Source organism: Streptomyces sp. NPDC051822, assembly GCF_044452745.1.
Taxonomy (GTDB): domain Bacteria; phylum Actinomycetota; class Actinomycetes; order Streptomycetales; family Streptomycetaceae; genus Streptomyces.
Window position 1 is genome coordinate 248,079 of sequence record NZ_JBITBZ010000001.1, and the last position, 22,445, is coordinate 270,523.

18 protein-coding genes are annotated in these 22,445 nt (G+C 72.8%); 7 read left to right on the forward strand and 11 right to left on the reverse strand.

The window, feature by feature from the left end:
• Window positions 1-65 precede the first annotated feature (65 nt).
• From ACIA8N_RS01135 to ACIA8N_RS01145, 3 genes are all read right to left on the reverse strand, one after another.
• The gene (locus ACIA8N_RS01135; RefSeq protein ID WP_365776862.1) at window positions 66-1,526 is read right to left on the reverse strand and encodes a glutamate synthase subunit beta; all 1,461 of its coding nucleotides are present in this window, start codon (window positions 1,524-1,526) and stop codon (window positions 66-68) included.
• Window positions 1,519-6,084 carry a glutamate synthase large subunit gene (gene gltB / locus ACIA8N_RS01140; protein ID WP_365776864.1) on the reverse strand — a complete coding sequence of 1,522 codons (4,566 nt, stop codon included), beginning with the start codon at window positions 6,082-6,084 and terminating at the stop codon, window positions 1,519-1,521. Before gltB ends, ACIA8N_RS01135 begins: the two co-directional genes overlap by 8 nt.
• Before the next feature lie 530 nt (window positions 6,085-6,614).
• Complete coding sequence (locus tag ACIA8N_RS01145; protein ID WP_365776866.1) at window positions 6,615-7,343, reverse strand: VIT1/CCC1 transporter family protein; 729 nt, start codon at window positions 7,341-7,343, stop codon at window positions 6,615-6,617.
• A 252-nt stretch (window positions 7,344-7,595) separates the two neighbouring features.
• On the opposite strand from ACIA8N_RS01145, the gene ACIA8N_RS01150 reads away from it, so the two are divergent.
• The 7 genes from ACIA8N_RS01150 to ACIA8N_RS01180 are packed head-to-tail and all read left to right on the forward strand — an operon-like array spanning window position 7,596 to window position 15,709.
• Entirely contained in the window at window positions 7,596-8,591 is a 996-nt protein-coding gene (locus ACIA8N_RS01150) for an ADP-ribosylglycohydrolase family protein (RefSeq protein WP_030547245.1), read from the forward strand.
• The gene (locus ACIA8N_RS01155; protein WP_365776868.1) at window positions 8,591-10,075 is read left to right on the forward strand and encodes an ADP-ribosylglycohydrolase family protein; all 1,485 of its coding nucleotides are present in this window, start codon (window positions 8,591-8,593) and stop codon (window positions 10,073-10,075) included. The genes ACIA8N_RS01150 and ACIA8N_RS01155 overlap by 1 nt, the downstream gene beginning before the upstream one ends.
• Window positions 10,041-11,207, forward strand: a complete 1,167-nt coding sequence (locus tag ACIA8N_RS01160) for an ADP-ribosylglycohydrolase family protein (protein ID WP_365776870.1) — start codon at window positions 10,041-10,043, stop codon at window positions 11,205-11,207. The genes ACIA8N_RS01155 and ACIA8N_RS01160 overlap by 35 nt, the downstream gene beginning before the upstream one ends.
• The gene (locus tag ACIA8N_RS01165) at window positions 11,204-12,718 is read left to right on the forward strand and encodes an ADP-ribosylglycohydrolase family protein (protein ID WP_365776872.1); all 1,515 of its coding nucleotides are present in this window, start codon (window positions 11,204-11,206) and stop codon (window positions 12,716-12,718) included. Before ACIA8N_RS01160 ends, ACIA8N_RS01165 begins: the two co-directional genes overlap by 4 nt.
• A complete protein-coding gene (rbsK, locus tag ACIA8N_RS01170; protein ID WP_365776874.1) occupies window positions 12,715-13,635 on the forward strand; it encodes a ribokinase in 921 nt (306 codons plus the stop codon). Before ACIA8N_RS01165 ends, rbsK begins: the two co-directional genes overlap by 4 nt.
• The gene (locus ACIA8N_RS01175) at window positions 13,632-14,879 is read left to right on the forward strand and encodes a CoA transferase (RefSeq protein ID WP_365776876.1); all 1,248 of its coding nucleotides are present in this window, start codon (window positions 13,632-13,634) and stop codon (window positions 14,877-14,879) included. Before rbsK ends, ACIA8N_RS01175 begins: the two co-directional genes overlap by 4 nt.
• Window positions 14,876-15,709: a CoA ester lyase gene (locus tag ACIA8N_RS01180; RefSeq protein ID WP_365776878.1), complete on the forward strand. Its 834-nt coding sequence runs from the start codon at window positions 14,876-14,878 to the stop codon at window positions 15,707-15,709. Before ACIA8N_RS01175 ends, ACIA8N_RS01180 begins: the two co-directional genes overlap by 4 nt.
• Window positions 15,710-15,771: 62 nt before the next feature.
• Here ACIA8N_RS01180 and lgt read toward each other — a convergent pair whose 3' ends face one another.
• The 8 genes from lgt to ACIA8N_RS01220 all read right to left on the reverse strand — a co-directional run bounded on the left by lgt (window position 15,772) and on the right by ACIA8N_RS01220 (window position 22,346).
• Window positions 15,772-16,758, reverse strand: a complete 987-nt coding sequence (gene lgt / locus ACIA8N_RS01185) for a prolipoprotein diacylglyceryl transferase (RefSeq protein WP_365776880.1) — start codon at window positions 16,756-16,758, stop codon at window positions 15,772-15,774.
• 64 nt (window positions 16,759-16,822) lie between these two features.
• A complete protein-coding gene (locus ACIA8N_RS01190; protein WP_365776882.1) occupies window positions 16,823-17,659 on the reverse strand; it encodes a thioredoxin domain-containing protein in 837 nt (278 codons plus the stop codon).
• A gap of 63 nt (window positions 17,660-17,722) precedes the next feature.
• A complete protein-coding gene (trpA, locus tag ACIA8N_RS01195) occupies window positions 17,723-18,544 on the reverse strand; it encodes a tryptophan synthase subunit alpha (RefSeq protein ID WP_365776884.1) in 822 nt (273 codons plus the stop codon).
• On the reverse strand, window positions 18,541-19,779 hold the full coding sequence (gene trpB, locus ACIA8N_RS01200; RefSeq protein ID WP_365776886.1) for a tryptophan synthase subunit beta: 1,239 nt from the start codon (window positions 19,777-19,779) through the stop codon (window positions 18,541-18,543). Before trpB ends, trpA begins: the two co-directional genes overlap by 4 nt.
• Window positions 19,780-20,157: 378 nt before the next feature.
• A complete protein-coding gene (gene trpM / locus ACIA8N_RS01205; RefSeq protein ID WP_365777629.1) occupies window positions 20,158-20,391 on the reverse strand; it encodes a tryptophan biosynthesis modulator TrpM in 234 nt (77 codons plus the stop codon).
• Between the two features lie 64 nt (window positions 20,392-20,455).
• A complete protein-coding gene (gene trpC, locus ACIA8N_RS01210) occupies window positions 20,456-21,265 on the reverse strand; it encodes an indole-3-glycerol phosphate synthase TrpC (protein WP_030547270.1) in 810 nt (269 codons plus the stop codon).
• Window positions 21,266-21,420: 155 nt separating this feature from the next.
• Window positions 21,421-21,873, reverse strand: a complete 453-nt coding sequence (locus ACIA8N_RS01215) for a DUF2752 domain-containing protein (protein ID WP_365776888.1) — start codon at window positions 21,871-21,873, stop codon at window positions 21,421-21,423.
• A 218-nt stretch (window positions 21,874-22,091) separates the two neighbouring features.
• Window positions 22,092-22,346 carry an HGxxPAAW family protein gene (locus ACIA8N_RS01220; protein WP_365776890.1) on the reverse strand — a complete coding sequence of 85 codons (255 nt, stop codon included), beginning with the start codon at window positions 22,344-22,346 and terminating at the stop codon, window positions 22,092-22,094.
• Window positions 22,347-22,445 lie beyond the last annotated feature (99 nt).

The window sequence follows — 22,445 nt, forward strand, 5'->3', positions numbered from 1 at the left end:
CGGGGGGCGCCGCGCTCAGTTCCGTACGTCGTTGTACGGGACGTCTCTGGGGTGATCCGGCGGGATCAGACCGTCAGCGAACGGTCCGTCGGGCGGATCGGGGCCGGCAGGGAGCTGGCTCCGGTCAGGTAGCGGTCCACGCCACGGGCGGCGGATCGGCCCTCGGCGATGGCCCACACGATGAGGGACTGGCCGCGACCCGCGTCACCGGCGACGTACACGCCGTCGACGTTGGTGGCGAAGTCCGCGTCACGGGCGATGTTACCCCGCTCGTCGAGGTCCAGACCAAACTGGGCGACCAGGCCGTTCTCGACGTCCGTGCCGGTGAAGCCCATCGCGAGCGTGACGAGCTGGGCGGGGATCTTGCGCTCCGTGCCCGGCTTCTGGGTCAGCTTGCCCGCGACGAACTCGACCTCGACGAGGTGGAGGAACTGGACGTTGCCGTCCTCGTCGCCCTCGAAGTGGGTGGTGGAGACGGAGTAGACCCGCTCGCCGCCCTCCTCGTGCGCGGAGGTGACCTTGTACAGCATGGGGAAGGTCGGCCAGGGCTGGCCGGCGTTCCGGTCCTCGCCCGGTCGGGGCATGATCTCCAGCTGCGTGACCGAGGCCGCGCCCTGGCGGTGGGCCGTGCCGACGCAGTCGGCGCCGGTGTCGCCGCCGCCGATGACGACGACGTGCTTGCCCTCGGCGGTGATCGGCGGCGCCACGAAGTCGCCCTCGACGACCTTGTTGGCGAGCGGCAGGTACTCCATCGCCTGGTGGATGCCGTTCAGCTCGCGGCCGGGGACGGGCAGGTCGCGGGCGGTGGTGGCGCCGGCGGCGATGACCACGGCGTCGAACCGCTTGCGCAGGTCCGTCGACGTGAGGTCGCGGCCGATCTCGATGCCGGTGCGGAACTTGGTGCCCTCCGCGCGCATCTGCTCGATGCGGCGGTTGATGTGCCGCTTCTCCATCTTGAACTCGGGGATGCCGTAGCGCAGCAGGCCGCCGATGCGGTCGGCGCGCTCGTACACGACCACGGTGTGGCCGGCCCGGGTCAGCTGCTGGGCGGCGGCGAGACCCGCCGGGCCCGAGCCGATGACGGCGGCGGTCTTGCCGGAGAGGCGCTCGGGCACCTGCGGCTTGACGTCGCCCCCGTCCCAGGCCTTGTCGATGATGGAGACTTCGACGTTCTTGATGGTGACGGCCGGCTGGTTGATGCCGAGCACGCACGCGGACTCGCAGGGAGCCGGGCACAGGCGGCCGGTGAACTCCGGGAAGTTGTTGGTGGCGTGCAGGCGCTCCTGCGCCGCCGACCAGTCCTCGCGGTAGGCGTAGTCGTTCCACTCGGGGATCAGGTTCCCGAGGGGGCAGCCGTTGTGGCAGAACGGGATGCCGCAGTCCATGCAGCGGCCGGCCTGCTTGCTGATGATCGGCAGCAGGGAGCCGGGAACGTAGACCTCGTTCCAGTCGCGGACGCGCTCGGCCACGGGGCGGGTCTGGGCGACCTCGCGACCGGTGGTCAGGAAGCCCTTGGGGTCAGCCATGGGTCGCCGCCTCCATCATCTTCTCGGTGGTCTCGGCCTCGGAGAGACCGGCGAGCTCAGCGGCGTCCTTGGCGGCGAGCACTGCCTTGTACGTGGTGGGGATGATCTTGCTGAACCGGTCCGCGTTCGCGTCCCAGTCGGCGAGGAGCTTCTCGGCGACCGTGGAGCCGGTCTCCTCCTGGTGACGGCGCACGACGTCGTGCAGCCACACCTTGTCGGAGTCCGACAGGGCCTCGATCGCGCCCAGGTTGCCGGAGTTGACGTTGTCCCGGTCGAGGTCGACGACGTAGGCGACACCGCCCGACATGCCGGCCGCGAAGTTGCGTCCGGTCTCGCCGAGGACGACCGCCGTACCGCCGGTCATGTACTCGCAGCCGTGGTCGCCCACGCCCTCCGAGACGACCAGGGCGCCGGAGTTGCGGACGCAGAAGCGTTCGCCGGTGCGGCCGCGGAGGAACAGCTCGCCGCCGGTGGCGCCGTAGCCGATGGTGTTGCCCGCGATCGTCGAGTACTCGGCGAGGTGGTCGGCGCCCCGGTCGGGGCGGACGATGACCCGGCCGCCGGAGAGGCCCTTGCCGACGTAGTCGTTGGCGTCGCCCTCCAGGCGGAGGGTGACGCCGCTCGGCAGGAAGGCGCCGAACGACTGGCCGGCGGAGCCGGTGAAGGTGATGTCGATGGTGTCGGCCGGGAGGCCCGCGCCGCCGAACTTCTTCGTCACCTGGTGGCCGAGCATGGTGCCGACCGTGCGGTTGATGTTGCGGATGGCGACCTGGGCGCGGACCGGCTGGGCCTCCTCGGCCGAGGCGGCGTTGAGGGCTTCGGCGGCGAGCTGGATCAGCTCGTTGTCGAGGGCCTTCTCCAGGCCGTGGTCCTGCTCGATCAGGGCGTGGCGGACCGCGCCCTCGGGCAGCTCCGGCACGTAGAAGAGCGGCTCCAGGTCGAGACCCTGCGCCTTCCAGTGGGTGACGGCGCGGCTGGTGTCGAGCAGCTCGGCGTGGCCGACGGCCTCTTCGAGGGTGCGGAAGCCCAGCTCGGCGAGGAGCTCGCGGACCTCCTCGGCGATGAACTCGAAGAAGTTGACGACGAACTCGGCCTTGCCGGAGAAGCGGTCGCGCAGGACCGGGTTCTGCGTGGCGATGCCGACCGGGCAGGTGTCGAGGTGGCAGACGCGCATCATGACGCAGCCGGAGACGACGAGCGGCGCGGTCGCGAAACCGAACTCCTCGGCGCCGAGCAGTGCGGCGATGACGACGTCGCGGCCGGTCTTGAGCTGGCCGTCGGTCTGGACGACGATCCGGTCGCGCAGGCCGTTGAGCAGCAGGGTCTGCTGGGTCTCGGCGAGGCCGAGCTCCCAGGGGCCGCCCGCGTGCTTCAGGGAGGTCAGCGGGGAGGCGCCCGTTCCGCCGTCGTGGCCGGAGATGAGGACGACGTCCGCGTGGGCCTTGGAGACACCGGCGGCGACCGTGCCGACGCCGACCTCGGAGACCAGCTTCACGTGGATGCGGGCGACCGGGTTGGCGTTCTTGAGGTCGTGGATCAGCTGGGCGAGGTCTTCGATGGAGTAGATGTCGTGGTGCGGCGGCGGCGAGATGAGGCCGACGCCGGGCGTCGAGTGACGCGTCTTGGCGACCCACGGGTAGACCTTGTGGCCGGGCAGCTGGCCGCCCTCGCCGGGCTTGGCGCCCTGGGCCATCTTGATCTGGATGTCGTCGGCGTTGACCAGGTACTCGCTGGTGACGCCGAAGCGGCCGGAGGCGACCTGCTTGATCGCGGAGCGGCGGGCCGGGTCGTAGAGGCGGTCCGGGTCCTCGCCGCCCTCACCGGTGTTGGACTTGGCGCCCAGCCGGTTCATGGCGACGGCGAGGGTCTCGTGCGCCTCCTTGGAGATGGAGCCGTACGACATGGCGCCGGTGGAGAAGCGCTTGACGATCTCGGAGACCGGCTCGACCTCGTCGATGGAGATCGACGGGCGGTCGGCGGTGATGCCGAAGAGGCCGCGGAGCGTCATGAGGCGCTCGGACTGCTCGTTCACCCGCTCCGTGTACTGCTTGAAGATGTCGTACCGCTTGTTGCGCGTGGCGTGCTGGAGGCGGAAGACGGTCTCCGGGTCGAACAGGTGCGGCTCGCCCTCGCGGCGCCACTGGTACTCGCCGCCGATGTCCAGGGCGCGGTGCGCCGAGGGGACGCCGGAGACGGGGTACGCCTTGGCGTGGCGGGCGGCGACCTCCTTGGCGACGACGTCGAGGCCGGCGCCGCCGATCTTGGTGGCCGTGCCGTTGAAGTACGTGGCGACGAAGGTCTCGTCGAGGCCGACGGCCTCGAAGACCTGGGCGCCGCGGTAGGAGGCGACGGTGGAGATGCCCATCTTGGACATGACCTTGAGGACGCCCTTGCCGAGGGCGTAGATCAGGTTCCGGATGGCCTGCTCGGGCTCCAGGTCCTCGATGAAGGTGCCGGCGCGGACCAGGTCCTCGACGGACTCCATGGCGAGGTACGGGTTGACCGCCGCGGCGCCGTAGCCGATGAGCAGGGCGACGTGGTGGACCTCGCGGACGTCACCGGCCTCGACGAGCAGGCCCACCTTGGTGCGCTGCTTGGTGCGGATGAGGTGGTGGTGGACGGCCGCGGTGAGCAGCAGCGAGGGGATCGGGGCGTGCTCGGCGTCGGAGTGCCGGTCGGAGAGCACGATGAGGCGGGCGCCGCCCTCGATGGCGGTGTCGGCCTCGGCGCAGATGTCCTCGATGCGGGCGGCGAGGGCGTCGCCGCCGCCGGAGACGCGGTAGAGACCGGAGAGGGTGACGGCCTTCATGCCGGGCATGTCGCCGTCGGCGTTGATGTGTATGAGCTTGGCCAGCTCGTCGTTGTCGATCACCGGGAAGGGCAGCGTGACGCTGCGACACGACACCGGGGTCGGCTCCAGGAGGTTCCCCTGGGGGCCGAGGGAGGAGCGCAGGGAGGTCACGAGCTCTTCGCGGATGGCGTCGAGCGGCGGGTTGGTGACCTGCGCGAAGAGCTGGGTGAAGTAGTCGAAGAGCAGCCGCGGGCGGGCGGACAGGGCCGCGATGGGCGAGTCCGTGCCCATGGAGCCGAGCGGCTCGCCGGCGGTGCGGGCCATCGGGGCGAGGATGACGCGGAGCTCTTCCTCGGTGTAGCCGAAGGTCTGCTGGCGGCGGGTGACCGAGGCGTGGGTGTGCACGATGTGCTCGCGCTCGGGGAGGTCGGAGAGCTCGATCTCCCCGGTCTCCAGCCACTCCGCGTAGGGGTGCTCGGCGGCGAGGGCGGCCTTGATCTCGTCGTCCTCGACGATGCGGTGCTCAGCGGTGTCGACGAGGAACATCTTGCCGGGCTGGAGGCGGCCCTTGCGGACGACCTTGGCGGGGTCGATGTCGAGGACGCCGACCTCGGAGGAGAGGACGACGAGGCCCTCGTCGGTGACCCAGTAGCGGCCGGGGCGCAGACCGTTGCGGTCGAGGACCGCGCCGACCTGGACGCCGTCGGTGAAGGTGACGCAGGCCGGGCCGTCCCAGGGCTCCATCATCGTGGAGTGGTACTGGTAGAAGGCGCGGCGGTCCGGGTCCATGGTCTCGTGGTTCTCCCACGCCTCCGGGACCATCATCAGGACGGCGTGCGGCAGCGAGCGGCCGCCGAGGTGGAGCAGCTCCAGCACCTCGTCGAAGGAGGCGGAGTCGGAGGCGTCGGGGGTGCAGACCGGGAAGATGCGGTCCAGCGAGCCCTCGCCGAAGACGTCGGAGGCGAGCTGGGCCTCGCGGGCGGTCATCCAGTTCCGGTTGCCCTTGACGGTGTTGATCTCACCGTTGTGGGCGACGAAGCGGTACGGGTGGGCCAGCGGCCAGCTCGGGAAGGTGTTGGTGGAGAACCGGGAGTGGACCAGGGCCACGGCGGTGGCGCAGCGGCGGTCCGACAGGTCCGGGAAGAAGGGCTCCAGCTGGCCGGTGGTCAGCATGCCCTTGTAGACGATGGTGCGGGCGGAGAGCGACGGGAAGTAGGTCGCCGCCTCGCGTTCGGCGCGCTTGCGCAGCACGAAGGCCTTGCGGTCCAGTGCGATGCCGGTGGCGGCGCCTTCGGCGTCCGCGACGAAGAGCTGGCTGAAGACCGGCATGGTGGAGCGGGCGGAGGCGCCGAGCAGCTCGGGGGCGACGGGGACCTCGCGCCAGCCGAGGACGTTCAGGCCTTCTTCGGATGCGATCGTCTCGATCTGCGAGACGGCCTGTGCGGAGCCGTCGGCAGGGAGGAAGGCGATGCCGACGGCGTACGCGCCGGCCTCGGGGAGCTCGAATCCGGCGACCTCGCGCAGGAAGGCGTCCGGGACCTGGAGCAGGATTCCGGCGCCGTCGCCGGAGTCGGGCTCGGAGCCGGTGGCGCCGCGGTGTTCGAGGTTGCGCAGTACGGTCAGCGCCTGCTCGACCAGCGCGTGGCTTGCTACACCGGTGAGGGTGGCCACGAACCCGACACCACAGGCGTCGTGCTCGTTACGGGGGTCGTACATTCCCTGCGGAGCAGGGCGACCGTCCATGGGCGACCAGGCGTCGGAACGCATCGGCTCTCCCGTCGTCGTCGTGGCTGGTGGGCACCTCCCAGACCACGTCTGGGGGAGCTGCTGCCGAGGGACGACGCTGGCCCTCCGCGAAATTTCGTGCAGGTTACATGATGGCTGTCTTCTCGCGAAGCGGATAGCTCATTCCAACATGCGGACACCACCGACACGGAGCGGTGGTGCGGGTTCACCTGTGGGGTGCGGGCACGGATGCCGTCCCGCGGGGGACGGATCGGGGTGGCCCGGATGATCTCCGGGCCTACGGCGACCCGTCACTGTGTGGGCTTCGTTGCCCAGCGACGCTCATGCCTCATTCCCGTTGGTCACGGGATCGAAACCGCCGAGTAACCGGCTACATATGTGGCGTCCTGCATAGTGTCTCATCGCCGCGGCGGTTCGGACCAGGGATATACGTCACAACCATTCCGCCCCTTTCCTCCCACAAGGGTGCCCCGAAATGCCGGAAAGGCCCCTTGAAGGGGCCTCTCGGGCGTCTCTGCGCGTACGGAATCCGTTCCTGGCGCGGACCGGGGCTAGAGCGCGGCCCCGAGGAGCATGCCGAGGCCGTAGGTGACGGCCGCGGCGGCACCGCCCAGGACGAGCTGGCGCAGGCCGCTGAAGAGCCAGCCGCGGGCGGTCACCCGGGCCACGAGGGCGCCGCAGGCGAAGAGCCCCACGAGCGCGAGCAGCACGGCGGGCCAGAGCGAGGTCGCCCCGAGCAGGTACGGCAGTACGGGCAGCAGCGCGCCGAGCGCGAAGGAGCCGAAGGACGAGACGGCGGCGACCATCGGCGACGGCAGGTCGTCGGGGTCGATGCCCAGCTCTTCGCGCGCGTGGATCTCCAGGGCCTGCTCGGGATCCTTCGACAACTGCATCGCGACCTCGCGGGCGAGCGCGGGCTCGACACCGCGGGAGACGTAGAGCGCGGCCAGCTCCTCCATCTCGTCGATCGGGTGCTTGCGCAACTGGCGACGCTCGACATCCAGTTCCGCCTGGACGAGCTCGCGCTGCGAGGCGACGGAGGTGTACTCGCCCGCGGCCATGGAGAAGGCTCCGGCCGCGAGTCCGGCGAGCCCGGTGATGACGACGGTCTGCGGGGAGACCGAGCCTCCGGCGACGCCGGTCATCAGGGCGAGGTTGGAGACGAGGCCGTCCATCGCGCCGAACACGGCGGGACGCAGCCAACCGCCGTTGACGTCCCGGTGCGTGTGGTTGTCGCGGTGGGCCTCGTGCAGTGGTGCCTGAGCTTCGATGATGGACATGGCTCTCCCCTCGTTCCGGCGGGCCGGGTCGCACCCGCCGCCCCCAACACCCTCGAAAATACGCGCGATGTAAGGGGCGCGCCAGCAAGGCAGGCCGTACTTACTAAGGTCCGCCTTGGTGCGGGCACCGGTTCTGGCGGGGTGTCAGGCGGGTGACAGAGACGTTTCTTCGGCGAGTTCGCGGCCCGCCGTGGCACAGATCCAGGCATCGGGGCGCCATGGGTGCGCCTCTCCCGAGGAAGGGGCCGCGAGATGGTGACCACCACGGCATGCGACACGCGTGAACGGGCGAGAGGGGCGCTCCTCGGCCTCGCCGTCGGCGACGCGCTCGGCGCGCCCGCCGAGAACATGCGGCCCTCCGAGATCCGCCGCCGCTGGGGCCGGATCGAGGGCTTCGTGACCGAGAGCCCCGCGGGCACCGACGACACCGAGTACGCCATCTTCTCCGCGCTGCTCCTCGCCCGGCACGGCTCGGCCCTCACCGTCCGGCACGTCGAACGGGCCTGGCACCACTGGATCGCCGACCTCGACGAAGGCCCGTTCCGCGGTGCGGGCTTCTCGGAGCGCGGCACCCTGGAGAACCTGCGCCGGGGGCTCGCCGCCCCCATCTCCGCCCAGCACCGCCACGCCTGGTCGGACGGTCTCGCGATGCGCGCCGCCCCGTTCGGCGTCTTCGCCGCCGGCCGCCCGGCCGAGGCGGCCCGGCTCGTCGCGATCGACGGCAGCGTCAGCCACGACGGCGAGGGCATCTACGGCGGCCAGGCGGTCGCGGCGGGCGTCGCCGCGGCGATGGCGGGCGAGACGGTCACGTCCGTGATCGCGGCGGCCCTCTCGGTCGTCCCGATGGACTCCTGGACGGCCCGCTCGCTGCGGCGCGCGGTGGTCGCCGCCCAACGGGTCCAGCCGGACCCGCTCACCCGTGAACGCCAGGTCCGCTCGGCGGTCGTCATCGGCGGCTACCCCTGGACGGACCTGGCACCGGAGGCCGTGGGCCTGGCCTTCGGCGCGTTCGCCGCGGCCCGCGGGGACTTCCGTACGGCCGTCCTGACCGCCGTCAACATGGGCCGCGACGCCGACACGACGGCGGCGGTGGCGGGCGCGCTGGCCGGCGCGGCGGGCGGCATGCGCGCGATCCCCGAGTCCTGGGCGACGGCCATCACCCCGGTGACGGGCAGCTGCCTCCCGTCGATGCGCGGCTACCACGTCCTGGACGTCGCGGACCTGCTGACCCCGGAGGGCGAATCCTGATGACCCCCGATCCGAACACACCGACGACCACGGCCGCCGCCGCTGCTGTGGGCACAGCACCAGGGTCGGACGCCACCGGCACCGTCACCACCACTGTGGGCAATCGTCCCGCAGGGCGGGACGGGTGGGCACAGCCCCCGTTGCCGGGTCCCGGCCTCCTGCCCGGTGCCCACCAGGACCTGACGGCGCCCCTGGTGCCGGGCTCCGGCTCACCGGACCTGGCCCCCCAGGGACCCGCCCCGGTTCGCGGCACCGGTTCGTGGACCGGCACCCACAAGGGGGCCGGCACCCAGGGCGCCGTCCCACCCCCCGACACCCCCCGCAGACCCGCCCGCGACGCAGTCGAAGGCCTCCTCCTCGGGCTCGCCGCAGGCGACGCCGCCGGATGGCCCGCCGCCCGCCACCGCGCCGCCCGCATGCCCGAGTGGACCCGCCGGCTCACCCGCGAGCTCGACACCTTCGCCGAGCAGAACGCGACGACCACCCTGCCCGTCCCCATCGCCCTCAACCAACCACCCGAACCCCTGCGCCTCGGCCCCTCCGACGACGCCGAGTGGGCGGCCTTCACCGCAGAGGCGGTCCTCACCGCCTCGGGCCAGGTCTTCGCCGGCCTGACCCAGGAGCGCCGCCTCCGCGCCGCCGTCGACCTCGCCTGGAACGCCCTCGCCGGACAGGTCGCCGCCGCGGCCGAGCGCGCCCCCGAGGTCGAGTCCGCCGTCCTCCCGCTCCGCGCCCGGATCTCCGTCCGCGCGGGGCTCGGCAATCTGGCCACGGGTCTGCGCCCGCCGGCGACCGGCCACGACAACCCGCACTTCTTCGACGACGCCGCCTGCGTGCGGGCCGTGGTCCTGGCGCTCGTCCACCCCGGCGACCCGCGCGCCGCCGCCGAACTCGCCGAGTTCGACGCCCGGTACACCCAGGACGGCGACGGCGTGCACGGCGCCCGCGCGATGGCGGCGGCCGTCGCCGCGGCCTTCGGCGGGGCGACGGTCGACGAGAGCGTCGAGGCGGCGCTCGTCGAACTCCCGCCCGTCACGGAGATCGGCCGCAACGCCCGGTACGCGGTGAAGCTGGCCCAGACCGCCGGTTCGGCCTTCGAGCTGGTCCCGCTCCTGGAGCACCAGATCGTGGACCACGTCTACAGCTACGGCATCGCCGCCGCGGAGACCGTCCCGGTCGCGCTCGCCCTCGCCACCGCCGCCCGTGGCGCGATGACGGCCGCCGTACCGGCCGCCGTCTGCCTGTCCCGGGTCGCCGACTCCGCCCCCGCGCTCGCGGGCGCGCTCACCGGGGCGCTCGGCGGGGGCCGTTCGGTGCCGGCGACGTGGCGCGACGCGTGCCGGACGCTCGCGGGCTGTGCGCTGCCCCGGCTCGCGGGGACGGATCTGGTCGAACTCGCCGGGCTCCTCGCAGCCACGGAACCAGCCGTCCCGGGTGGACAATTCCGACATGACACCCACACTGGATGTGCCCAGCCTGGATGACCGGATCACCGGCAGTCTCCTCGGGGCCGCCGTCGGCGACGCGCTCGGCGGCCCCGTCGAGGGCTACACGCCCGAGCAGATCGTGGAGCGCCACGGCGGTCGGGTGACGGGGATCGTCGGCCCCTGGAACGGCGAGGAGTGGCGCACCGCCCGCCCCGTCGCCCCGTACCACAAGGGCGACGGGCACGTCACCGACGACACCTTGATGACCCACGCCCTGGTCCGGGTGTACGGACGGGTCCGCGGCCATCTCGACGCGTACGCGGTCGCGGACCATCTCGTCCCCGAACTCATGGGCTCCCCGGTCTGGATCCCCGAGCTGGAGGCCGAGGCGCTCCCCCTCCAGCGGATCTTCCTCGCCGAGAAGTGGATCGTGGCCCGGCTCCACTACGGCCATGTGGACCCGCGCGAGGCGGGCAGCGGCAACATCGTCAACTGCGGCGCCGCGATGTACATGGCGCCGGTCGGGCTCGTCAACGCCGCCCATCCGGAGGCCGCGTACGCCGAGGCCCTGGACGTGGCGGGCGCGCACCAGTCCTCGTACGGCCGCGAGGCGGCGGGGGTGTTCGCGGCGGCGGTGGCCGCGGCGTGCGCACCGGGCGCCACGCCGTCCACGGTGGTGGGGACGGCCCTCGCCCTCGCGAAGGACGGCACGCGGTCGGCGATCGAGGCGGTCGCGGAAGTGGCGGCCGGCCACACGGACTTCGAATCGGCGCTGACCCCGCTCCGCAGGGCGGTGGCCCCCTTCGACTCGGTGGGACCCGACTACCGCTCCCCCTCCCTCGGTGCCCGCCGGCCCTCCCGTCTGCACGCGATCGAGGAGCTCCCGATCGCCCTCGGCATGCTCCTCGTCGGCGAGGGCGACTACCGTCGTACGGTCCTGGGCGCGGTCAACTACGGCCGTGACTGCGACTCGATCGCCACGATGGCGGGCGCGATCGTGGGCGCGCTGCACGGGGAGCAGGCCGTGCCCGCCGACTGGGCGAAGCGGGTGGCGGACGCGAGCCGCCTCGACCTGCACGCCCCGGGGAGGGTGCTCGCCGAAGTGACCCGCGAGGTGTTCGCCGAGGACACGGAACGGCGCCGTGCCCACGCGTCGGCGTTCGCGGCCCTGACGAGCGCGGACCGGTGAACCTCCGTCTGACCTGGGTCCAGCCGGAGGACCTGGTGGGCCACGAACTGCGCCAGGCGAGGGAGGACGGCCGCGACGCGACCGCCCTCGCGGCCCGCTGGGCGGCGGCGGGCGGCCCCCCGGCCCCGGAGACGGCAGGCGCGTCCACGACACCCCGACCCGACCTCCGCCCTCTGGCGGAAGAACTCCTGACCGCCCTGGCGTCCCTCCCGACCCCCTTGGCCGACCGCGAACCGACCCCCCTCCCGGACATCCAGACCCTGACGCCCCCCCACTCCCCCACAGGCACCGCTGTGGGCAGTCGTCCCGCAGGGCGGGACGGGTGGGCACAGCCCCCATTGCCGGGTGCCGGCCGCCCGCACGACACCCACCAGGACCTGCCCGCATCCGAACTGCCCGGTACCGCCCCCGACGAAGCGCCGAGGCGCCAAGGGCTCGGGGGCGAAGCCCCCGACGGCCTCCGTGACCGGCTGCACGCCGCCTGGCTCGGCCGCGCCGCCGGCTGTCTGCTCGGCAAGCCCGTCGAGAAGCTCCCCCTCTCCGCCCTCCGCGCCCTCGCCCGCGCCACCGGCAACTGGCCGCTCTGCACCTGGTTCACCGCCCGCGGCGTACCCCAGGGCCTGCTCGCCGCCCACCCCTGGAACCGTCGCTCCGCCACCACCTCCCTAGCCGAGAACATCGACGGCATGCCCGAGGACGACGACCTCAACTACCCCCTGCTCAACCTGCTGCTGCTCCAGCGGTACGGCCGCGACTTCACCACCGCCGACGTCGCCCGCCTCTGGCTCGACGAGCTACCCGCCGGCCGCACCTTCACGGCCGAGCGCGTCGCCTACCGCAACCTCCTCGACGGCGTCGAACCCCCGCTGACCGCCGTCCACCGCAACCCCTTCCGCGAGTGGATCGGTGCCCAGATCCGGGCCGACGTCCACGGCTGGACCCACCCGGGCGACCCGGCCGCCGCCGCGGCGCAGGCGTACCGGGACGCGGTGCTCACCCACACCGCGAACGGCGTCTACGGCGCCATGTTCGTCGCAGCCGTCCTCGCCACCGCGGCGACCGGCACCGCCGACGTCCACCAGTCGCTCGCCGCCGGCCTCGGCGTGATCCCGTCGCGCTCCCGCCTCGCGGAGGCCGTCCGCCGCGGCATCGGACTGGCCCGCGAGACGACCGACTTCGACACCGTCGTCGACCGGCTGCACGCGGAACTCGGCGGGTACCACTGGGTGCATGCCGTCCCGAACGCCGCGCTGCTCGCCGCCGCCCTCACCCACGCCGACGGCGACTTCTCCCGCTCCGTCTGCGCGGCCGTGTCCGGCGGCTGGGACACCGACTCCAACGGAGCCACCGCCGGTTCGGTCGCCGGGCTGCTCGCCGGGCACCCCGACCGGCTGCCCGAGCGGTGGACCGCCCCGCTCAAGAACCGTCTCTCGACCTCCGTCCCGTCCTTCGACGGCGTCGGCTTCGACACCCTGGCCGAACTGACCCACCGGGAGGCAGTACGCCCATGACCAGCATCGTCGTACTCGGCAGCACGAACATGGACCTCGTCACCTACGTACCGAGGGCCCCGGCCCTCGGAGAGACCGTCACCGGCCGCTCCTTCCACACGATCCCGGGCGGCAAGGGCGCCAACCAGGCCGTCGCCGCCGCACGCGCGGGCGCAGAGGTGGCGATGATCGGAGCCGTCGGCGCGGACGACTTCGGAGCACGGCTGCGCGCCACCCTGGAGCACTGCTCGGTGGACACCGATCTCCTGCGCACCGCCGAGGGCGCCTCCGGCACCGCCCACATCGTCGTCGACGACGAGGGCGGCAACGCGATCGTCGTCGTCCCCGGCGCCAACGGCACCGTCACCTCCCTCTCCCACGGCGACGAGGCGCTCATCGGAACCGCGGACGCCCTGCTCCTGCAGCTCGAACTCCCCCTCTCCGTCGTCGTGGAGGGCGCCGCGACCGCCCGCCGGCTGGGCGTCCGCACCGTCCTCACCCCGGCCCCCGCCCAGCCGCTGCCCCCCGAACTGCTCGCCGCCGTGGACCTGTTGGTGCCCAACGAGCACGAGGCCGCCGCGCTCACCGGACTGACCGACCCGCGCGAGGCCGCCGTGGCCCTGCTCCGGGACGTCCCCGAGGTGGTCGTCACCCTGGGCGCGGCCGGCAGCCTGTACGCCGCACGGGGCGCCGATCCGGTCCTGGTGCCCGCGCCCCGGGTCCGGGCGGTGGACACGACCGGTGCCGGCGACACCTTCGTGGGCGCGCTCGCGGTCGCCCTCGGCGAGGGCCGCCCCGCCCCGGAGGCCCTGGCCTGGGCACAGGCCGCCGCCGCGCTCTCCGTCCGGCGCGAGGGCGCGTCGACCTCGATGCCGTACCGCGTCGAGATCGAGGCGGCCTTCCACTCCCCCGACACCCTGGAGGCCGACCCCGTATGACCGTCCACGCAGCCGTCCACACCACCGTCCACCCACCGGCCAACGCGCCCGAGGCCCCCGCTCCGCCCCTGCGCGGGCTGCGCGTCCTGGATCTCGCGACCCTCTTCGCCGGCCCTCTCGCGGCCACGATGCTCGGCGACTTCGGCGCCGACGTCGTCAAGGTCGAGCACCCCCGCAAGCCCGATCCGTCCCGTGGGCACGGCCCCGCCAAGGACGGCATCGGCCTCTGGTGGAAGGTCCTCGGCCGCAACAAGCGGACGATCACCCTCGACCTGTCCTCGCCGGGAGGCCGTGACACCCTCCTGGCACTCGCCGCCGACGCCGACGTGATCGTGGAGAACTTCCGCCCCGGCACCCTGGAACGCTGGGGCCTGGGCTGGGAGGAGCTCTCCACCGTCAACCCGCGTCTGGTCCTCGCCCGCGTCACCGGCTTCGGCCAGTTCGGCCCGTACGCCCACCGGCCGGGATTCGGCACCCTCGCCGAGGCGATGAGCGGTTTCGCGGCCATCACGGGCGAACCCGACGGCCCGCCCACCCTGCCCCCCTTCGGCCTGGCCGACTCCATCGCCGCCCTGGCCACGGCGTACGCGGTGATGACCGCGCTCACCGCCAGGACGACGACCGGCCGCGGCCAGGTCGTCGACATGGCGATCATCGAACCGATGCTCGCCGTCATCGGCCCCCACCCCCTCTGGTACGACCAACTCGGTTATGTCCAGCCCCGGACGGGCAACCGCTCCCGCAACAACGCCCCGCGCAACACCTACCGGACCGCCGACGGCTCCTGGGTCGCCGTCTCCACCTCCGCCCAGTCGATCGCCGAGCGGGTACTGCGGCTCGTCGGCCGCCCGGAGCTGATCGACGAGCCGTGGTTCGCCGACGGCGCGGGACGGGCCGCGAACGCCGACGTCCTGGACGAGGCGGTCGGCGCGTGGATCGCCCGCCGCACCCGCGACGAGGCGATGGCGGCCTTCGAGAAGGCGGAGGCGGCCATCGCCCCCGTCTACGACATCCGGGACGTCGTCGACGACCCGCAGTACCGGGCGCTCGGCACCGTCACCGAGGTCGAGGACCCCGAACTCGGCCCGATCAGGATGCAGAACGTCCTGTTCCGCCTCTCCGAGACGCCCGGAGGCATCCGCTGGCCCGGCCGCCCCCATGGCGCCGACACCACCGCCGTCCTCTCCGAACTCGGCCTCACCCCCGCCGAGATCGACCGCCTCCGCGACCAGGGGGCGGTATGAGCACCCTGGCGGGGGTCGACGGTCTCAGCCTGGTCCGCACCCCCCTCACCTGGCTGTACGCCCCCGGCGACCGGCCCGAGGTAGTCCGCAAGGCCCTCGCCTCGGGCGCCGACATCGTGATCGTCGACCTGGAGGACGCGGTCGCCCCGCACCGCAAGGCGTACGCCCTCGACGCCACGACGGATCTCCTCACGGACATCCACCCCGTCCCGGTGCACGTCCGCGTCCACTCCCCGCACGACATCCCCACCCTGGCCCCCCTCCCCGGCCTCTGCGGTCTCCGTGTACCCAAGGTGACACACGCCCCTGACATCCACCGGATCGCCGAAGCCGCCCCGGGTCTCCCCCTCTACCCGCTCCTGGAGAGCGCCCTCGCCGTGGAGCAGGCGTACGCCGTCGCCACGGCCCATCCCGCCGTGCGGGGCATCGCGCTCGGCGAGACGGACCTCCGCGCCGACCTGGGGGTACGGGAGGACAGCGGCCTCGACTGGTCGCGCGGCCGGGTGGTGGTCGCGGCCCGCGCGGCCGGCCTCCCGGCCCCTGCCCAGTCGGTCCACCCCGACATCGGCGACCTGGAGGGACTGGCGGCCGGCTGCGCCCGGGGCCGGGCCCTGGGCTTCTTCGGCCGGGCGGCCATCCACCCCCGCCAGCTCCCGGTGATCGAGCGCGCCTACCTCCCCACGCCGGAGGAGATCGACGCGGCACGGGAGGTCGTCGCGGCGGCCGCGACGGAGCGGGGCGCCCAGGCCCTCCCGGACGGCCGCTTCGTCGACGCCGCGGTGGTGGAGGGCGCCCACCGCGTCCTCGCGCTGGCGGCCCGGACGGGCTGAGGAATGAAGAAGGGCCGCCGGGACCTCTCGGTCCCGACGGCCCTCCGGCCGGCTGGAAAGGATCAGCTCTTGGCGGCGGACCCCGCGCCGTTGTCGGCACCGCGCTCCGCGTCCTTGGCGGAGTCGGCGTCCTCGTCGGCCGCGGCATCCTCGGACTCAGCGTCCGCGTCGTCCGCGGCCGCAGCGGCATCCGCCTCGTCGGCCTCGTCGGCCTTCGCGATCTTGTCGGCCTTGTCGGCCTTGGCCTCCACGATCTCCTCGCGGCCCGGGCGGATCCGCGACGAGATCACGATGTAGACCACCGCGAGGACGAAGACGACGATCGCCGTCCACACGTTCAGCCGCAGGCCGAGCACGTGGTGCGCCTCGTCGACGCGCATGTACTCGATCCAGGCCCGGCCGGTGCAGTAGGCGGCGACGTAGAGCGCGAAGGCGCGCCCGTGGCCGAGCTTGAAGCGGCGGTCGGCCCAGATGACCAGGAGGGCGACACCGATGCACCAGAGCGACTCGTACAGGAAGGTCGGGTGGTACGTCCCGGCCTCACGGTTCGCGCTCTCGGAGATCTCCAGGGCCCAGGGGAGATTGGTCGGCTTGCCGTACAGCTCCTGGTTGAACCAGTTGCCCCAGCGGCCGATGGCCTGGGCGAAGGCGATTCCGGGGGCGATGGCGTCGGCGTACGCCGGGAGCGGGATGCCCCGTCGGCGACAGCCGATCCAGGCACCCACCGCGCCGAGCGCGATGGCGCCCCAGATACCGAGGCCGCCCTCCCAGATCTTGAAGGCGTCGACCCAGTTCTCACCCTCGCTGAAGTACAGCTGGTAGTCGGTGATCACGTGGTAGAGGCGTCCGCCGACGAGGCCGAAGGGCACCGCCCAGACGGCGATGTCGGCCACGGTGCCGGCGGTGCCGCCCCGGGCGATCCAGCGCTTGTTGCCGTACCAGACGGCGACGAAGACACCGATGATGATGCAGAAGGCATAGCCGCGCAGCGGGATCGGTCCGAGGTTGATCACGCCGGTCGACGGGCTGGGAATATAGGCAAGGTCCATGGCAGGACCGACGCTACCCTGCCGGGCGGGCGGGACGGCAGCCCACCCGGCAACGTATGGGTAACTAACCTGCGGACTGCCCCGCCGAAGGGGCGGCCGTGCCGGGCTTCTTGCCCTTGTTGGCCTCGGCGACCCACTTCTTCAGGTTCTCCGGGGAGATCTGCTCGCCTCCCTTGGTCGGGAAGATCGATTCTCCGTTGAGGAGGACGGAGGGGGTCCCGCGGAAGCCGCCGTTCTGGAAGGCCTCGTTCGACTTGACCACCCAGCTGTCGTGCGTGCCCTCGTTCACACAGCTGCGGAACGCGGGCGTGTCGAGCCCGGGCACCTTCGCCGCCAGCTCGATGAGCTTGTCGTTCTTCCCGAAGGCGTCGTCCGTCTCCTGCGGCTGGTTGATGTAGAGCGTGTCGTGGTACGCGGTGAACTTCCCCGCGTCCTGGGCGCATGCCGACGCGTTCGCCGCGCGCAGGGAGCCGCTGCCGCCCATGTTCCCGTCGATGAGGGTGGCGAGGTGGTACTCGGTCCTGAGGGCGCCGGACGCCTCCAGCTCGTGGATCGTGTCCCGCATGACGTTCTCGAACTGGGCGCACGCGGGGCAGCGGAAGTCCTCCCAGATCGCGAGCGTCGACGGGGCGTCCGTCCTGCCCGTCGGGATGGCGGGCTTGCCGTCCTCCTCGGTCGCCCCGGTCGGTGCCACGACCGGGCCCGCCTTGTCCGACCCGCCGTCCTTGTCACCGCCCGCGGCGATCACGCCGACGACCGCGGCCAGGCCGAGGACGCCGACCACCGCCGCCGACACGATGAGGACGCGTCGCTGCTTCTCGCGGGCCTTCTCGCGCTCACGCTGCTGTTGGAGGCGCTCCCGCGCGCTCCCTGACCCGTCACCACGGTTCTTCTCGCTCACACCCCAGGAACGAACCGGGGAGGCACGTGCGTGCCTCCCCGGTCCCAGATCCATCCGAATGGGTTACGGAACGCGGCGGACACCCTCGGCGAGTTCGGCCGCCAGTTCCCTTACGGCGGCGAGTCCCGCGGCCTCGTCGCCGTCGGCGTCGAGGATCCGCTTCACGAAGGCGGAGCCGACGATGACGCCGTCGGCGAAGGCCGCGACCTCGCGCGCCTGCTTGGCGTCGGAGACGCCGAGCCCGACGCAGACGGGGAGCTCCGCCGTGGCGCGGGTGCGGCGGACGAGGTCGGCGGCCTGTTCGCCGACCGACGCGCGGGTGCCGGTGACTCCCATCAGGGAGGCGGCGTAGACGAAGCCGGAGCCGGCCGCCGTGATGGTGGCGAGGCGCTCGTCCTTGCTGCTGGGCGCGACGACGAAGACGGTGGCGAGACCGTGCTTGTCGGCGTGCTCGCGCCAGAGCGCGGACTCCTGGACCGGCAGGTCGGGCAGGATGCAGCCCGCGCCGCCGGCGGCGGCGAGCTCCTCGGTGAAGCGCTCGACGCCGTACCGGTCGATGGGGTTCCAGTACGTCATGACGAGGACGGGCTTGCCGGTGGCCGCGTGGGCCTCCTTGACCGTGCGCATCACGTCGGCGATCTTGACGCCGCCGCGCAGGGCGATGTCGTCGGCGGTCTGGATGACCGGACCGTCGAGCACCGGGTCGCTGTGCGGGAGGCCGACCTCGACGACGTCCGCGCCGCCGTCGAAGACGGCCTTGATGGCCGCGATGCCGCCGTCGACGGTCGGGAAGCCGGCCGGCAGGTAGGCGATGAGCGCCGCCCTGTTGTCGGCCTTGGCCTTGGCGAGGGTGTCGCTCAGGAGCTGGATGTTTCCGGTCGTCACTTGGAGCCCTCCCCGTCGTACAGGCCGAAGTAGCGGGCGGCCGTGTCCATGTCCTTGTCACCGCGGCCGGAGAGGTTGACGAGGAGCAGCGCGTCCTTGCCGAACTCCTTGCCGACCTCCAGGGCCCCCGCGAGCGCGTGCGCCGACTCGATGGCCGGGATGATGCCCTCGGTGCGGGAGAGCAGTCGCAGCGCCTGCATGGCGGCGTCGTCGGTGACGGCGCGGTACTCGCCGCGCCCGCTGTCCTTGAGGTACGCGTGCTCGGGGCCGATGCCCGGGTAGTCCAGGCCCGCCGAGATCGAGTACGGCTCGGTGATCTGGCCCTCCTCGTCCTGGAGGACGTACGACCGCGAACCGTGCAGGATGCCGGGTTCGCCGGCGGTGAGGGTGGCCGCGTGCTCGCCGGTCTCGACGCCGTGGCCGGCCGGCTCGCAGCCGATCAGGCGGACGTCCGCGTCGGGGACGAAGGCGTGGAAGAGGCCGATGGCGTTGGAGCCGCCGCCGACGCAGGCGATCGCCGCGTCGGGCAGGCGTCCGGCGCGCTCCAGGAGCTGGCGGCGGGCCTCGACGCCGATGACACGGTGGAAGTCGCGGACCATGGCGGGGAAGGGGTGCGGTCCCGCGACGGTGCCGAACAGGTAGTGGGTCCTGTCGACGTTGGCGACCCAGTCGCGGAACGCCTCGTTGATGGCGTCCTTGAGGGTGCGGCTGCCGGACTTCACGGCGATGACCTCGGCGCCGAGCATCCGCATCCGGGCCACGTTGAGGGCCTGGCGCTGGGTGTCGACCTCGCCCATGTAGATGGTGCACTCGAGGCCGAAGAGGGCGCAGGCGGTGGCGGTGGCGACGCCGTGCTGGCCGGCGCCGGTCTCGGCGATGACCCGGGTCTTGCCCATGCGCTTGGTCAGCAGGGCCTGACCGAGCACGTTGTTGATCTTGTGCGAGCCGGTGTGGTTGAGGTCCTCCCGCTTGAGGAAGATCCGGGCGCCGCCTGCGTGCTCGGCGAACCGGGGGACCTCGGTGAGGGCGCTCGGGCGGCCGGTGTAGTTGACCATCAGGTCGTTGAGCTCGCGGGCGAACTCGGGGTCGGCCTTGGCCTTGTCGTACTCGACGGCGACCTCGTCCACGGCGGCGACGAGGGCCTCCGGGATGAACTTGCCGCCGTAGGCGCCGAAGTAGCCCTCGGCGGTGGGGACCTGACCCTCCGGGTCCGGAATGAAGAACTCGCTGGACATGCGGTTGCTCCTCGCGGGGCGGATGCCCCGGATCGCGTGCGGTAGTCGGTCACGGTATGCGCGCGACTCACTCACGTACGCCAACGCCACGGGCCGCTTGGCTGCGCCCCCTGCGCCCTCGTTGTGGGCAGTCGTTCCGCTGGGGCGGAACGGGTGGGCACAACGGACGGCGCCCCGTGCCGGGCCCAGGCTTCCGCTCCTGAACCCGCACCCGGGGTGCGGCCCCGGAGTGGTGCGGGTCCGGGCACAAGGGGCGAGGCGCCGCCGAGGGCGCCGTCCCGTGTCCCCACCCGTCCCGCCCAGCGGGACGATTGCCCAAACGGGGGGGAGGTGGGACCGCTGGTCACCGGGGTAGGGCGACAGCGCCGTCCGAGAGGGTCAGGTGGCGTTGACGTCGTGTGTGAGTACGCGCGCGAGGCGCGGACGCCATCGCATGCCGTTGACCTGGCCGGGCTCGGAGCCGATGACGTACCGCACCCGGCGGCCGTGGACACGGCGGGCGGGTGCGCGGCAGCCACGCGGCCGGCAGCCACGGGCCAGCGGCGCGTGGGCGGGGACGGACGCCGCGGTACGCAGCAGGCGCCGCCGCCCCACGGGGTTCGCCGACGGCATGCCGACCGGGCCCGGGGCGGTGCCCCGGGAGGTCGGCGTGGCGCGGCGGCGGGTCATGGCGCGGTCAGCTCCGGCCGTGCCGGAGGGCGGGGTGGGCGCCGGCGGCGACGAGGTCGGCCACGGCGGCCTTCGGGTCGCGGCCGGTGACGAGGGACTCGCCGACCAGGACCGCGTCGGCGCCCGCGTTGGCGTAGGCGATGAGGTCGTGCGGGCCTCGGACGCCGGACTCGGCGACCTTGACGATGTGCGCGGGGATCTCGGGGGCGACGCGCTCGAAGGTGGTGCGGTCCACCTTGAGGGTCTTGAGGTTGCGCGCGTTGACGCCGATGATCCGGGCGCCCGCGTCGACGGCCCGCTCGACCTCGTCCTCGTCGTGTACCTCGACGAGCGGCGTGAGCCCGATGGACTCGGCGCGCTCGATGAGGGAGACCAGCGCCTCCTGCTCGAGGGCGGCGACGATGAGGAGCGCGAGATCCGCTCCGTACGCCCGTGCCTCCCAGAGCTGGTACGCGGTGACGATGAAGTCCTTGCGCAGGACCGGGATGTCGACCCGGGCCCTGACGGCCTCCAGGTCCGCGAGCGAGCCGCCGAAGCGGCGCTGCTCGGTGAGGACGGAGATGACGGCGGCACCGCCCGCCTCGTAGTCCGCGGCGAGACCCGCGGGGTCGGCGATCGCGGCGAGCGCGCCCTTGGACGGGCTGGAGCGCTTGACCTCGCAGATGACCTTGACGCCGTCTCCGCGCAGTGCGGCGACGCCGTCCTTGGCCTGCGGGGCCTTGGCGGCGCGCTCCTTGAGCTCGTCGAGGGTGACCCGCGCCTGCCGCTCTGCGAGGTCGGCGCGTACGCCTTCGATGATCTCGTCGAGCACACTCACGCGAGGGGCCCCCTTCCGGGACGTTGATGGTGATGATGAACCAGGTTCAGCCACATCGATCCTATCCGCAGGACGGCTCCGTCATCGCATCGAGCGGAGCGGCGTCCCACCTGCTGGGACTCTCCTCGGGGTCCTGCCGGTGCCGCGCGGGACCCTCAGGGGGCCAGCGCGGAGCCGAAGGGAAGGTTCCGGACCAGGGTGAAGAGGGCGAGTACGGCCCCGATCCCCCACCACCAGACCGAGGAGATCGCGAGGCGCATGGGCTCCCCGCGGATGACGCGAATCAGCCAGAGGGCCATGAGGACGCCGAAGAGGCCGTAGCCGACGACGGCGAGGGCGTTGGCGCCGAGGGCGGCCGGGAGGTCGCCGTGGGCGAAGGCGTGGGCGCTGCGGAGGCCGCCGCAGCCGGGGCAGAAGACGCCGGTGAAGCGGAGCAGCGGGCAGACCGGGTAGTGCCCGGGTTCGTTGGGGTCGACGGTCCCGACGTACGCGAAGGCGGCGGCGACGCCGGTGAGCGTGGCGAGGGGCGCGAGCAGCCGTCGCGCGAGCGGGCGCGGTGGCGGCGGCGGTACGGGCCCGCCGGGCCAGGCCCCCGCATGCGGGGGCACCGCACCGGAGACAGGGGCGGGGCCGGGCCCACCCGGCGGGCCAGGTTCACCCGGCGGGCCAGGTTCACCCGGCGGGCCAGGTTCACCCGGTCGGGTGGGGGAGGTGTCGGTCACGGCTGCGGCCGTCGGCTGCGGTTCCACCCGGTGATTCTCGCCCCCGACGCGCGGGAGCGCAGCCCGGCACGGCCGGACTGCGCTCCCGGGTGTGTCGTCGCGCTTCAGGAACGGGCTCGCGCGGTCGCGGTCGCGGCCTCGCGGGCGGCGGCTACGGCCTCCGACTCCTTCGGCATGCCGAGGCCGGCCGCCTTCATCGCGCCGCCGACGATGCCGCCGAGGACGATGACACCCATGCCGGCCCAGAAGCCGGGCTGGTTGGCGGCCACCATGAAGACTCCGGCGATGCAGAAGCCGATGAAGGAGATGATGACACCGGTCCAGGCGGCCGGGGTGTGTCCGTGGGCGCTGCCCGCCATGAGTTGCTCCTCGTTGCAGTTGCTCGATGGTGAGGTCTCGCGTGCGCGGACACTCAGCGCTCATTGTCCCGCACGCGGGCGCGCGAGGATGAATCGGGG